Source organism: Rhizobium sp. NZLR10, assembly GCF_019685125.1.
GTDB lineage: Bacteria > Pseudomonadota > Alphaproteobacteria > Rhizobiales > Rhizobiaceae > Rhizobium.
The window spans coordinates 67,651-80,394 of record NZ_JABDWE010000022.1 but is presented as its reverse complement, the minus strand read 5'-3'; the positions used below and the strand labels follow the sequence as shown (position 1 = coordinate 80,394).

Genomic DNA, 12,744 nt, shown 5'->3' with positions numbered 1-12,744 from the left:
AAATAAAAATTATCGCCCGTCAGGCGGGGCTTGCGACGTCGGCGCCGGCAAGCAGCGAAAGCTGGTTGGCGGTCTTTTGCACCTGCATGATCGCCTGGGTGATATCGGGAGCCGTGGGTGCATTGACAAGCGCAATGAAGGGGCAGGTGAGGGCGGCGATGCAGCGCCCATCCGGCCCGAGAACGGGCGCGGAGAGATTGTAGACGCCGGATGTCTGGGCGCTCGCCATCATCTCGTAGCCGCGCTCGCGGATCTGGTCGAGACGATCGTAGAAATCGGCGCCGAGCTCGATGTCGGCGCGACTGCGCACATGTTCCGAGATCATCATCTCCCGCTCCTCCTCACTGCGGAAGGCGAGCAGCACATGCCCCGAACCGGTGTCGAACAGGCTGATATGGGCGCCGATGCGGATCGAGAATCCCCAGTAGTCCGGCGCCTCCTGCTGGGCAATGACGACAGCCGCGCCGCGATCGAAGACGGCAAGGTGATTGGCCTGGCGCGTGCGATGGGCGAGATCGCGCATCAGCGGTGTGGCGTAGGAAGCAAGCCGGCGCACCGGCGTGTGCAGTTGCGCAAGACCGAAAAGCTTCAGCGTCAGCGAATAACGGTCGCCATCCAGCCGGGTGACGTAACCGCGGCGCACCAGGCGGTCGAGCATGCGGTAGAATTCGTTGGGGCTGCGGTCGAGCCGCTTGGCAATTTCCGCCTGGGTGAGGCCGCTGTCGACGCTGGCGAGCAATTCCAGGATATCGAGGCCCTTATCGAGCGCAGGAGCGCGGTAGCGGTCTGACTCGTCGGTCTCCATTCCTTCCTCCTGTGAATATCAATCTGCATATACGCAGAACCACGGTCGGAAAAGGAAAAGTTCACGCTTGACCCTTGGCTGATCGTCTGTTTGTCTATAAACAGACAAATCATCACTGAAGACGCAGCTCGGTATCACGCGAGATATCGCACGCTTCGGAAACCAAACCAGGTGGCAGGCTGCCAGCACTATCTTGCCGGAGGGCGGTCAGAGCGCGCAAAGTGGGAAAAGGCGTATGCCCTCATACATATCGCCCGGAAGTGTGCAGCGGTTCCGGGGTAACGACATGCATAAAAACAAAGGACTAAACCGCGTCGCATGAACCAAGTTTGATGCGACGCGCTTTAGTCCTCGTCAACACAAACTGCATTCCATCGTCCAGCGTAGACACTTCCAGAAAAGGCCCGTGACATGACAAACAGACTTTCCGGCAAGACCGTGCTCATCACCGCCGCCGGCCAGGGCATCGGCCGGGCGACGGCGGCAGCCTTTGCCGCGATCGGCGCCAAGGTCCACGCGACCGACATCAATACCGAGGCGCTGGCGACGTTAGCTGCGGAAACCGGGGTTTCCACCCATCAGTTGAACGTGCTCGATGAGGATGCGGTCAAGGCTGTCGTTGCCGAGATCGGCGCGGTCGACGTGCTGTTCAACTGCGCCGGCTTCGTTCACGCCGGCTCGATCCTCGAGATGAAGGATTCCGATTTCGAATTTGCGCTCGACCTCAACGTCAAGGCAATGATCCGCACCATCCGCGCCGTGCTGCCCGGCATGCGCGAACGCAAGGACGGGTCGATCATCAACATGGCCTCCGTCGCCTCCAGCATCAAGGGCGTCCCGAACCGCTTCGCTTATGGCGTCACCAAGGCGGCGGTCATCGGGCTTACCAAATCCGTTGCCGCCGATTATGTCGCCGAGGGCATCCGCTGTAACGCCATCTGCCCCGGCACGGTGGAAAGCCCGTCGCTGCAGGACCGCATGCGCGCCCAGGGCGATTATGACGCAGCCCGCGCCGCCTTCATTGCCCGCCAGCCCATGGGCCGCCTCGGCTCGCCGGAGGAGATCGCCGATCTCGCCGTCTATCTCGCCGGCGCCACCTACACGTCAGGCCAGGCAATCGCCATCGACGGCGGCTGGACGATCTGACATCAGCTGATGTTGCGGCCGGCAGCCTTGCCGGCCGATCCGGCTATTGCAATTGGGAGAACAATCATGACCCGCATCACCGACCTTCGTGTCTTCGATCTCCGCTTTCCCACCTCGCAAAGCCTGGATGGGTCGGATGCGATGAACCCCGATCCGGATTATTCGGCCGCCTATGTCATTCTCGACACCGATGCGTCTGATCTTGCCGGCCATGGCCTGACCTTCACCATCGGCCGCGGCAACGATATTTGCTGCATGGCGATCGAAGCGATGCGCCATCTCGTGGTCGGCGCCGACCTCAGCGACGTGCTCGCCCATCCCGGAAAATTCTGGCGACATCTGACCAGCGATAGCCAGTTGCGCTGGATCGGCCCGGAAAAGGGCGCCATTCATCTGGCAACCGGCGCCGTCGTCAACGCCGTCTGGGATCTGCTTGCCAAACAGGCGGGAAAGCCCGTCTGGCGGCTCGTCGCCGAGATGTCGCCTGAGGAGATCGCCGATATCGTCGATTACCGCTATCTCACCGACGTGCTGACGCGTGAGGAGGCCGTCGAGATCCTCAAGCGCGCCGAGGCAGGCAAGGCCGAACGTATCGCCATCCTCGAAAAAGAGGGCTACGCCTGTTATACGACCTCGGCGGGCTGGTTGGGTTATGAGGACGAAAAGCTGCGCCGCCTCTGCAAGGAGGCGGTCGACGCCGGCTTCAACCATATCAAGATGAAGGTCGGCCGCGACCTGGACGACGATATCCGCCGCCTCAGGATCGCCCGCGAGGTGATCGGTCCCGATCGTTACTTGATGATCGACGCCAACCAGGTGTGGGATGTCGGCCAGGCGATCGACTGGGTCAAGGCGCTTGCCCCGGCCAAGCCCTTCTTCATCGAGGAACCGACAAGCCCCGATGATATTGCCGGCCACCGCAAGATCCGCCAGGCGATCGCGCCGGTGAAGGTCGCGACCGGCGAGATGTGCCAGAACCGCATCATGTTCAAGCAGTTCATCGCCGAAGGCGCAATCGACATCGTCCAGATCGATTCCTGCCGCATGGGCGGGCTGAACGAGGTTCTCTCCGTGCTGCTGATCGCCGCCAAGTTCGGCCTGCCGGTCTGGCCGCATGCCGGCGGCGTCGGCCTCTGCGAATATGTGCAGCATCTGTCGATGATCGACTACATCGCGGTATCCGGCACCAAGGAAGGCCGCGTCATCGAATATGTCGATCACCTGCACGAACACTTCCTCGACCCCTGCCGGATCGAGAACGCGGCCTACATGCCGCCGACCTTGCCGGGCTTCTCCATCGAGATGAAACCAGCCTCGATCAGCAACTATACGTTTCGAAGCTAAGGAAACTTCGCCGGTGCTGACGTATCCGCTGCCTGCGGCAGGATAAAATTCCTGATTTCGACAGTCTTTCCTGCCGATAACGGGCTTCCAATCTGAGAGGACTGCTCCAATTCACTTGGAGGCGGGCGAAGCTTGCTTTTTTTAGCAGTGAGGAATATTTTCAAACGATGAATGCGGAGGGGGCCTAGCACCAGCAGGCCAGCAAATTTTATTGAACTTAAACAATAGAATGTTTGCGATCGAACCATGCCCAAGTTCCACAATGCCTGGAGACTATGCGCTTATCTACTGACCGTGGCGGCAATACTGCTGTCGATCGGCGTCGCGCATGCCGCCATCACGCAAGAGAGCGGCCGCCGCGTCGCCCTCGTCATCGGCAATTCGGTCTATAAGACGCTGCCTTCGCTTCCCAACCCCGCCAATGATGTCGAAGAGGTCGCAGCCACGTTGCGGGCGGCCGGTTTCGACGTGACGATCGGCATCAATGTCGATCGCATCGGGCTCGAGGATACGGTGCGCCGCTTCCTGCGTTCGACCAGCAATGCCGATGCCGGCCTGATCTATTATTCGGGCCACGGCATCCAGGTGGGCGGGCAGAATTTCATCGTGCCGGTCGATGCGACCTTGGAAACGCCCTATGACGTCGAGACGCAGACCATGCCGCTCGACCTCATCCTGAACCATCTCAAGCAGAATTCGCGGGTGCAACTGATCTTCCTCGATGCCTGTCGCAACAATCCGTTCAACGCTCAGAAATTCTGGATGGCGGAAAAACTGGAACCTGTCGGCGCCACCCGCGGGCTTGCGCGCATCGACAGCGATCTCGGCAGCCTGATCGCCTTTTCCACGGAACCCGGCCAGGTGGCGCTCGATGGCACCGGGGCGCTGAGCCCCTATTCCGAATCCTTCATCAAACGCGCCAGCGAACCCAATAAGGAAATCCGCCAGGTGCTGACCGATGTGCGCCGCGACGTCATCGCCATGACCGGCGGCAAGCAGGTCCCCTGGGAAAACTCCTCGCTGATGGACAGCTTCTATTTCATTCCGGCGCCGCCGCCGCCAAGCGTCGAGTCGATGCAGCAGGTGAGCGTGCCGGAAGGTGCTGCCGCCACCAAGCTGCCGATCGCCCCGCCGCATGACGAAACCGGCTCGACGCTGCTCGTCACCCTGACCCAACTTCCCCAGACCGGCAAACTCACCTTCGACGGCAAGCCGGTCGAGCAGGGCGCCAAGATGCCCGCCGCGGCGCTGACGGCGCTGACCTATGATTCCTCAGGTGTTACCGCCGGAACCGTCGGCCTGATCGGTTACACCGTGAGTGATCCCTATGGCCAGGCGACGCAGGGCGTCGTCGCGATCACCGTCTCGGCGGATGCCGGCGCCAAACTCGCCCAGCTCGAACAGCAAAAACAGGTGCGGCTTGCCGATGCCGACGCCTATCTGAAGACCCTGTCGCGCGACGTCGGCACGACGATCGGCGTCGGCCCCGTCGCGGCCAGCCTGCCGGTCGTGCCGGCATCGGCGGCGGAAATGACCTTCAAGGTCGCAGCCCTACCCGACAAGGGCACGCTGCGCGCCGGAGACCGGGTCATCGGGCTCGGCCATGTGCTTGAAGCAGCCGATATTCCGGGCCTTTCCTACGAGCCGCAGATCGGCACGGAGAATCAGCCTTTCGCCCTGACGCTGCAGGCCGCCAACGACGATCTGCCGCCCGCCACCGTCACCTTCAAGCCGGTGCTCGACGCCTGCGACACCGCAGCCGCCGCACCCCTCGACCTGCAGGGCGTGACCGCAGGCAAGCTGCCGAACGAAATCGACCCCGATGATGCCCTGCCGGCCTGCACCGAGGCGATAAAGGCCTATCCCGAGGTGGCCCGCTTCGTCTACCAGCTCGGCCGCGCCCAGCTTGCCAACCGCGACACCAAGACGGCTTTTGTAACGATCAAGAAGGCGATGGATGCCGGGCATGTCCGCGCGATTCAGGAATTGTCTAGCCTTTACGAGTTTGGCGCTTCCGTTCCGCGTGATGCAGCCAAGGCAAGCGAGATCGCCAAAGGTGGCGCTGCCAAGGGCGATCCCTTCGCCCTGCACAGCTACGGCAAAGCTCTCTACTACGGCCGCGGCACCAAGGCCAATCAGCAAGAGGGATTGCGGATGATGCTGCAGGCTGCCGACCTTGGCCACACTTATGCGATGAACGAGCTCGGCTATATCTTCCTGAACGGCGTCAACGTCCCAGCCGATCCCGAACGCGGTATTCGTTTCTACGAGGCCGGCGTCGAACGCAACGACATCTACTCCCTGAACAATCTCGCCCTGGTCTATCGCTTTGGAAAAGGCGCCCCTCAGGATCTTACCAAGGCACTTGACCTTTTCACGCGGGCTGCAGAAGGCGGACAGCCTCACGCCCCGACAAATCTTGGGCGCATGTATCGCGACGGCATTGGCGTTGCCGCGGACAAGACGGAAGCGGCGAAGTGGCTGGAGATGGGCGCCGAACGCGGCGACTATTGGGGTGCTCTCGACCGCGCCGTTCTGGCGAAGGAAGAAGGAGCGGAGGCGGACGGCCTTGCGACCGCGGCGCGTTATTTCGCGCTGGCGACCGCCATCAACATGCCGGGCAGCGGCGATCCGAAGAACCAGGCTTTGGCAGAACTCAAGAGGCTGCCCAATGCTGCGAAGAAGAACGCAGAAGCCGCCTTTGTTGCCGACCTGACTGCTCAGGAGCAAAAAACAATTCCAAAATCCAAGTCGATCGATGACAGGCTCGTCAAGCTCGCCAAGGCGACATGGGTAAAACGAAATCCGAGGTACGATCTCTTCTGAAATGGCGAACCGGGGGCGCCCTACATGAACAGCAAGCTCATCATCCGTGTGCTATTGTGCTCTACCTTCATCGCGGGCTCAGCCGCTATCCTACAGAGTTGTGTGTTCGACCCAGGCGCCAAGACGCTGTTCGCCAGTGAAGAGCCGATTAGGAATACCCCGAACGCCATGCCGACCAGGAAAACAACGCCCACTGTCAAAAAGGTGGTGGCAAAGAGCAATGAAACGGCTTTTGGCCGTTCCGGCAATGATTCCGGTTCGAATTCCGGCTCCGGTTCCGGTGGCATGGGCGGCGGTTCGTCGGGCGGCGGCTCGTCGAGCGGCGGCCAGTCCTGGTAGGGGTAGGATCTTTCATGATTCAGGCTGCGACCCTTGCCGGCGTTCTCGTCGGCATTGCGCTCGCGACCTATCTGCAGCTCGAGCCCGGCAAGGCGATGGCGCTTGCCGTCCTTTGTCTTCTCCTGGCGTGGATCGTCGTCGACGGCACACCGGCTGCGCGCCGGGCCTGGGCATTGCGAGAGAGGCGGCATGAGGCTCCCGCCGCTTCCTGGCGGCGCATCGGAACCAAGCTTGTCGGCCTCGCCGCGCTTTTGGGTGCGGTCGTCATCGCCTGTTCCGTCTTTCCGTTTTTCACGCAGTCGTCGGCGGTCCGATGGTTCATCGAGGCCGGTCATACCACCATCCCCATCTCCATCGCTCTTGTCGGCGCCACCATTCTCTACGTCGCGGTCACCGATCTCGTCGCCGCGGAGCCCGACGATTATCTCAACCAGGTCGGCCGTGCGGTGCTGATGCAGGATTTTCGCGAAGAAGACGTGCTGTTCGCCTTGCGGCTGCTGGCGATCAAATGCTTCTTCCTCGTGCTGATGTTTTCAAGCGGCATAGCCGCACTTTCCGATCTTGCCGAAAAGCCGGCCTGGCTGTTTCCCTCACTTTCGGCCGCCTGGTTCGAAGGCTTGCTGCGGCTCGTCTTGCTTCTCGACGTCATCCTGGCGGCCGGCGGCTACATCGCCACCTTCAAGCTTTTCGGATGGCATGTCAGGGCAACGGAGACGACGGCGCTCGGCTGGCTCGTCTGCCTGATCTGCTATGAGCCTTTCTTCCCGGTGATTTCGCATGCCTTCGTACCCTATGGCGACGGGCCGGGTTGGGAGAGCATTATCCGGGAGGGATCGGTGGTCTTCATCCTCTGGAGCGTCGCGACGCTGTTCTGCACGGTCATCTACGTCTGGGCGACCGTCGCCTTCGGACCGCGATTTTCCAACCTGACCCATCGCGGCATCATCACATCAGGCCCCTACCGCTTCATCAAACATCCGGCCTATGTCTCGAAGAACATCGCCTGGTGGCTGTTTGCGTTTCCGAGCTTCATCGCCAGTGGCCTGGCCGAAGGACTTGCGCGGGCCGGCATGCTGGCGATCATCAGTCTTATCTATTTGCTGCGCGCCCGCGCCGAAGAGCGCATGCTGAGCCGAGATCCCGCCTATCGGGACTATGCCGAGAACGTCGCGGCGCATGGGCTTTTGGCAATGGCCAAGCGGCGGCTGGCGCCTGCAGCGCCGCGTGTCTGAAAGACGCGCAAAGGACGTAGGCCAGGGGGAGATCGGCGAGCTCTGCCCCTTGCATGTTCAATTCGCACTAATTGTTAGATGATTGGTCCGGCCGTCCTCGCGTTTTCCTGAACAGATGATGGGGAGGCAGTCCCGCATGCAAGGCAAGGTTCCGTTCTGCCTGTTCCTGGAAGAGGGCCGGGCTGCGATTGACAACAACGCGGCTGAACGGGCACTGCGCCCAATAGGCGTTGGAAGACGCAATTGGCTCTTCGCGGGAGCCGACAAAGGCTCATTGCTTTTCTCAGCCGATAACCCGCCGTAGATAGCAGTAAACCTGACTCTAGACCCCCACCCTTCATAACACATAGACATATTAAACTTGAAAAGAATTATTAAAGCACGGGTCGTTCGCTGTTAGCCTTCTCGAAGTGGGAGGAGACAGAATGGCGACATTGCAAGAAATGTTCGACGTTCGTGGCAAGTCGGTGATTGTCACCGGCGGTGCCAGCGGCATCGGCCGTGCATACGCGGAGGTCATGGCGGACAATGGCGCGCGCGTCTGCATCTTCGACCTGAACGCGGCAACGCTGGAAACGGTGGTTGCCGAAATCAAGGCCAATGGCGGTGACGTCTGGGGGCAGGTCGTCGACGTTTCCGACAGACCCGGAATGAGCGACGCTTTCGACGCTGTGGCGAAACGGCATGGGCGGATTGACGTGGTCTTCGCCAATGCCGGCATCGACCCCGGCCCGGGCTTCCTGTCGACCGAAGGCGGACGCATTCCGGAAGGCGCGATCGACGCGCTGGACGACGCGCAATGGGATCGTGGCATCGAGGTCAACCTCACATCGGTCTATACGACAGTCAAGAATTCTGCCCGGCACATGAAGAAATCGGGCGGTGGCAGGATCATCGTCACGTCCTCGATCGCGGCACAGATCAACGAGGCGATCGTCGGCACGTCCTATATGCCCGCCAAGGCGGGCGTCGACCATTTCGTCCGTCAGATGGCAATGGAACTGGGCATGTTCGGCATCCTCGTCAACTGCATATCGCCTGGGCCCTTCATGACCAACATCGCCGGCGGTCGGCTAAAGATTCCCGCGGACCGCAAGGCTTTCGAGGAGCAATCGCTGATCGGGAGGATCGGCGACACTGAGGACATCAAGGGCCTTGCACTCTATCTGGCATCGCCATGCTCGTCTTACGTCACCGGCAGCCAGATCGTCATCGATGGCGGCGCGATGAACCGCATTAAGTGATGTGATCGCCAGCCAGGGAGGAACGGCCGGCTGTCACCAATACGCATGCAGACGACAAATCACCAAAGGGAGGAGCCGAAGGTGGACCTGAATACGAAAATCATAAGACCATCACGCCGGACCGTGCTGAAGGGCATCGGTGCCGGCTTGGCCGCATCGGCGCTCGGAGCACCCATGATTGCCCGCGCGCAATCGGCCGGCACGATCAAACTCGGCTTCGTAACGCCGGCGACCGGTCCGCTTGCGCTGTTCGGCGAAACCGACGGCTGGGCGGCGGACAAAGTCAAGGCCTTGCTCAAGGATGGCCTGGAGACAGCAGCCGGCAAGTTCGATGTCGAAATCCTGATCCGTGACAGCCAGTCCGATCCGAACCGCGCGGCCGAAGTCGCTGGCGACCTCATCCTGAACGATGGCGTGCATCTGCTGCTGCCCGCATCGACCACCGACACCGTCAGCCCCTCGGCCGACCAGGCGGAACTCAACGAGTGCCCGTGCCTTTCGACCGGCGCGCCGTGGCAGGCGGTGATCTTCCCGCGCGGCGGCCAGAAGGCGCCGTTCAACTGGACCTATCATTTCTTCTGGGGCCTCGATGAGGCGCTCAACACCTTCGTTGGCCTGTGGAATACGCTAGACACCAACCGCAAGGTAGGCTTGCTGTTTCCGCAGAATGCGGACGGCGAGACCTGGGGTAACAACGATTACGGTCTGCCAGTGCCGACCAAGAAGGCCGGCTTCGAGATCACCGTCCCGGGCTTTTTCCAGCCGCGCACCAACGACTATTCCGCACAAATCGCCGCCTTCAAGGCTGCCGGATGCGAGATCGTCGGCGGCATCACCTATCCTGACGACCTCAAGACCTTCATCAACCAGTGCGCCCAGCAAGGATACAAGCCCAAGGCCGTCACCGTCGCGGCGGCACTCCTTTTCCCGGGCGGCGTGCAGGCACTCGGCCCGCTCGGCGACGGCATGTCGTCGGAAGTGTGGTGGACGCCTGCCTTCCCCTTCAAATCGACGTTGACCGGACAAGTGAGCCGCGACATCGCCGACCAATGGGAGAGCGAAACCAAGAAGCAGTGGACGCAGCCGCTCGGCTACAGCCATGCGATCTGGGAAGTCGCGATCGATATTCTCAAACGCTCGTCCAACCCCCTCGACCGCACCGCCAACCGTGATGCCATGGTGGCAACGAAACTCGACACGCTGATCGGCAAGGTCGATTTCTCCAGCGGCCCGCACAAGAACGTCTCGACGACGCCGATCTTCGGCGGCCAGTGGGTCAAGGGTGAGAAATGGCCCTATGACCTGAAGATCGTCGACAACACCGTCAACAAACTGTTCGAACCCGAAAAGAAAATAAAGGTGATGCCCTGGGCGAGCTAAGCCTGGACACGTCGGGCGGGCCACATTGACCAACGAGGTCGCCCGGCGACCTGCAAGACCAGGCCGAATGCATGAAAACCGGAGGGGCGGGCGTGTTTCTACGCCTGCTCCAACCGGGAGCGGAGGATGCTATTGGACGGCGTATTGCTAGAAGCGAGAGGATTGAGCAAATCCTTCGGCGCCTTGCGCGTCCTGCAGGACATCAGCTTCGATGTCCGGCGTGGCGAGGTGCTGGGCATCCTCGGCCCCAACGGGGCGGGAAAGACCACGCTTTTCAATCTGATCAGCGGTGACCTTAGGAACGATGCCGGCGAGCTCGTGTTCGCCGGACAGCGCCTCGTCGGCCAGCCGCCTCATGTGCGCTGCAAGATCGGCATCGGCCGCACATATCAGATCCCACGCCCCTATGTCGGCATGTCGACATTCGAAAATCTGCTCGTCGCGGCGACATTTGGCGGCGGCCGCAGCGAGGCCCAGAGCTATGCACTCTGTGCCCGGATTCTCGGCGACTGCGAGCTTTCCGACAAGGCCAACCGCTCGGCGGGCTCGCTGACGCTGCTCGACCGCAAGCGGCTGGAGCTGGCCCGCGCGCTGGCGTCGAGTCCGAGTTTGCTGCTGCTCGACGAAATCGCCGGCGGGTTGACCGACGAGGAGGGCAAGGCGCTGGTGCAACTGATCCGACGCATCCGCGACCGTGGCGTGACGATCGTCTGGATCGAGCATGTGCTGCATGCGCTACTCGCGGTGGCCGACCGGATCATGGTGCTGAATTTCGGCGAGAAGATCGCTGAGGGCCTGCCAGACGAGGCCATCAAGAATCCCGAAGTTCGACGTGTCTACATGGGGATCGAGGCATGACCAACACGCTTCTGTCCACGCACCAGCTCAAGGCCCGCTATGGTGATTTCCAGGCGCTCTACGGCGTGGATCTCGAAATCGCCGAGGGAGAGATCGTGGCCCTGATCGGCGCAAACGGCGCCGGCAAATCCACCCTGCTGAAATCGATCATGGGCCTCATCAAAGTGGCACCCGACATGGTGTGTCTCGACGGCCGCCCGGTTGGTGGCAGCAAACCGCATATCATGGTGGCCGATGGCGTGGCGATCGTGCCCGAGGGTCGCCGGCTCTTCGCCGGGATGTCCGTCCTCGACAATCTGCGCGTGGCGATCGACCATGCCGCCCCGGGACATGGCGAGGTCTGGACGATCGAGCGCGTCTACGCGCTGTTTCCGATCCTCAAGGAAAAGCAGGCAGTGCCTGTGCAATCCCTGTCCGGCGGTCAGCAGCAGATGGTCGCCATCGGGCGTGCGCTGCTCAACCAACCTCGCTTGCTGCTTTGCGACGAGATCAGTCTTGGCCTGGCGCCGAAGGTCGTCAAGGAAATCTATCAATCCATCCCCGCGATCTCGAGGAATGGCACCGCCGTCGTGCTGGTCGAGCAGGACGTCGGTCTCGCCAAATCGGCCTCCGACCGGCTCTACTGCATGCTGGAAGGCCGCGTGACCCTGACCGGCCGGTCGGCGGACATGTCCCGCGAGGAGATCGGCGAAGCCTATTTCGGAGCATCCCATGCAGTGGCTTGACGGACTGGTCCAGGGCATTCTGCTCGGCGGCCTCTATGCGCAATATGCGCTCGGCATGGCGCTGATGTTCGGCGTTATGCGCGTGGTGAACATCACGCATGGCGATCTGATGATCCTGCTGGCATTGATCGGGATCAGCCTCGCCTCGACCTTCGGGCTCGGCCCGTGGGCGGTGCTGGTGGTGCTGGTGGCGCTCGGCGGCATCATCGGCATAATCCTGCAGCGGCTCATTCTCGATCGAGTGGTCGGCGCAGACCCGCTGCCGTCGCTAATCGCGACCTTCGGCCTGTCGACCGCGCTGCAGAATGCGATGTTGCAGGTGTGGTCGGCGGACACCCGCTCGCTGCCGAGCGGCGGCATTGCCCAGGCTTCCTTCCAACTCGGGCCGCTCTTCGTCGGCGTGCTGCCCGTTATCGTGCTGATCACCGCGACCGTACTGACGGCGGGGTTGGCAACGACGATGCAATATACCCGCTTCGGCCGTTCGTTGCGCGCAGCGTCGGCCGATGTCGAGGCAGCGGCAATGACCGGCGTCAACCCAAAAAACGTATATGCCGGCGCCACCGCGCTGGCGGTCGCCATACTTGGCTTTGCCGCCGTGTTTCAGTCGATGCGCTCAACGGTGTCGCCCGCCGATGGCGCCTTCCAACTGATCTACGCCTTCGAAGCGGTGATCATCGGCGGCATGGGCTCGATCTGGGGTGCCTTCATCGGTGCCATGGTGCTCGGCATCAGCCAGTCGTTCGGCTTCCGCATCGATCCCGGCTTCGGCATCCTGGCCGGCCATCTCGTTTTCCTGCTCATTCTCGCGTTGCGGCCGCAGGGCCTTCTCGGAAAGGATTGAG

11 protein-coding genes and 1 pseudogene are annotated in these 12,744 nt (G+C 61.7%); 11 read left to right on the top strand and 1 reads right to left on the bottom strand.

The features are described 5' to 3' along the window. Positions 1-19: 19 nt before the first annotated feature. Positions 20-805: an IclR family transcriptional regulator gene (locus HJB82_RS27265; protein WP_221115577.1), complete on the bottom strand. Its 786-nt coding sequence runs from the start codon at positions 803-805 to the stop codon at positions 20-22. Between the two features lie 411 nt (positions 806-1,216). On the opposite strand from HJB82_RS27265, the gene HJB82_RS27260 reads away from it, so the two are divergent. The 11 genes and pseudogenes from HJB82_RS27260 (at position 1,217) to HJB82_RS27210 (ending at position 12,743) form a co-directional block, all read left to right on the top strand. After that, on the top strand, positions 1,217-1,951 hold the full coding sequence (locus HJB82_RS27260) for an SDR family oxidoreductase (protein ID WP_164012404.1): 735 nt from the start codon (positions 1,217-1,219) through the stop codon (positions 1,949-1,951). 66 nt (positions 1,952-2,017) lie between these two features. Then, complete coding sequence (locus HJB82_RS27255; RefSeq protein WP_221142032.1) at positions 2,018-3,295, top strand: L-fuconate dehydratase; 1,278 nt, start codon at positions 2,018-2,020, stop codon at positions 3,293-3,295. Positions 3,296-3,541: 246 nt separating this feature from the next. Further along, positions 3,542-6,121: a caspase family protein gene (locus HJB82_RS27250; RefSeq protein WP_221142030.1), complete on the top strand. Its 2,580-nt coding sequence runs from the start codon at positions 3,542-3,544 to the stop codon at positions 6,119-6,121. 24 nt (positions 6,122-6,145) lie between these two features. Continuing rightward, positions 6,146-6,460, top strand: coding sequence for a hypothetical protein (locus HJB82_RS27245; RefSeq protein WP_221142028.1), 315 nt, complete (start codon positions 6,146-6,148; stop codon positions 6,458-6,460). A 14-nt stretch (positions 6,461-6,474) separates the two neighbouring features. Next, complete coding sequence (locus HJB82_RS27240; protein ID WP_221142025.1) at positions 6,475-7,692, top strand: isoprenylcysteine carboxylmethyltransferase family protein; 1,218 nt, start codon at positions 6,475-6,477, stop codon at positions 7,690-7,692. Positions 7,693-7,855: 163 nt separating this feature from the next. Further along, positions 7,856-7,963, top strand: a pseudogene (locus HJB82_RS27235) (transposase); the annotation flags it as partial. Positions 7,964-8,117: 154 nt separating this feature from the next. Then, entirely contained in the window at positions 8,118-8,936 is an 819-nt protein-coding gene (locus HJB82_RS27230) for an SDR family NAD(P)-dependent oxidoreductase (RefSeq protein ID WP_164012396.1), read from the top strand. Between the two features lie 81 nt (positions 8,937-9,017). After that, on the top strand, positions 9,018-10,316 hold the full coding sequence (locus HJB82_RS27225; RefSeq protein WP_311044415.1) for an ABC transporter substrate-binding protein: 1,299 nt from the start codon (positions 9,018-9,020) through the stop codon (positions 10,314-10,316). A 126-nt stretch (positions 10,317-10,442) separates the two neighbouring features. Then, positions 10,443-11,174, top strand: a complete 732-nt coding sequence (locus HJB82_RS27220) for an ABC transporter ATP-binding protein (RefSeq protein WP_221142021.1) — start codon at positions 10,443-10,445, stop codon at positions 11,172-11,174. Next, positions 11,171-11,899, top strand: coding sequence for an ABC transporter ATP-binding protein (locus HJB82_RS27215; RefSeq protein WP_221142019.1), 729 nt, complete (start codon positions 11,171-11,173; stop codon positions 11,897-11,899). Before HJB82_RS27220 ends, HJB82_RS27215 begins: the two co-directional genes overlap by 4 nt. Continuing rightward, entirely contained in the window at positions 11,886-12,743 is an 858-nt protein-coding gene (locus HJB82_RS27210) for a branched-chain amino acid ABC transporter permease (protein WP_207585385.1), read from the top strand. The genes HJB82_RS27215 and HJB82_RS27210 overlap by 14 nt, the downstream gene beginning before the upstream one ends. Position 12,744 lies beyond the last annotated feature (1 nt).

What these genes read in the sequence shown, in the direction of transcription:
- HJB82_RS27250 (WP_221142030.1), top strand. Translation starts at nt 3,542, where the DNA reads ATGCCCAAGTTCCACAATGCCTGGAGACTATGCGCTTATCTACTGACC.
- HJB82_RS27215 (WP_221142019.1), top strand. Translation starts at nt 11,171, where the DNA reads ATGACCAACACGCTTCTGTCCACGCACCAGCTCAAGGCCCGCTATGGT.
- HJB82_RS27265 (WP_221115577.1), bottom strand. Translation starts at nt 805, where the DNA reads ATGGAGACCGACGAGTCAGACCGCTACCGCGCTCCTGCGCTCGATAAG.
- HJB82_RS27230 (WP_164012396.1), top strand. Translation starts at nt 8,118, where the DNA reads ATGGCGACATTGCAAGAAATGTTCGACGTTCGTGGCAAGTCGGTGATT.
- HJB82_RS27210 (WP_207585385.1), top strand. Translation starts at nt 11,886, where the DNA reads ATGCAGTGGCTTGACGGACTGGTCCAGGGCATTCTGCTCGGCGGCCTC.
- HJB82_RS27245 (WP_221142028.1), top strand. Translation starts at nt 6,146, where the DNA reads ATGAACAGCAAGCTCATCATCCGTGTGCTATTGTGCTCTACCTTCATC.
- HJB82_RS27255 (WP_221142032.1), top strand. Translation starts at nt 2,018, where the DNA reads ATGACCCGCATCACCGACCTTCGTGTCTTCGATCTCCGCTTTCCCACC.
- HJB82_RS27220 (WP_221142021.1), top strand. Translation starts at nt 10,443, where the DNA reads ATGCTATTGGACGGCGTATTGCTAGAAGCGAGAGGATTGAGCAAATCC.
- HJB82_RS27240 (WP_221142025.1), top strand. Translation starts at nt 6,475, where the DNA reads ATGATTCAGGCTGCGACCCTTGCCGGCGTTCTCGTCGGCATTGCGCTC.
- HJB82_RS27260 (WP_164012404.1), top strand. Translation starts at nt 1,217, where the DNA reads ATGACAAACAGACTTTCCGGCAAGACCGTGCTCATCACCGCCGCCGGC.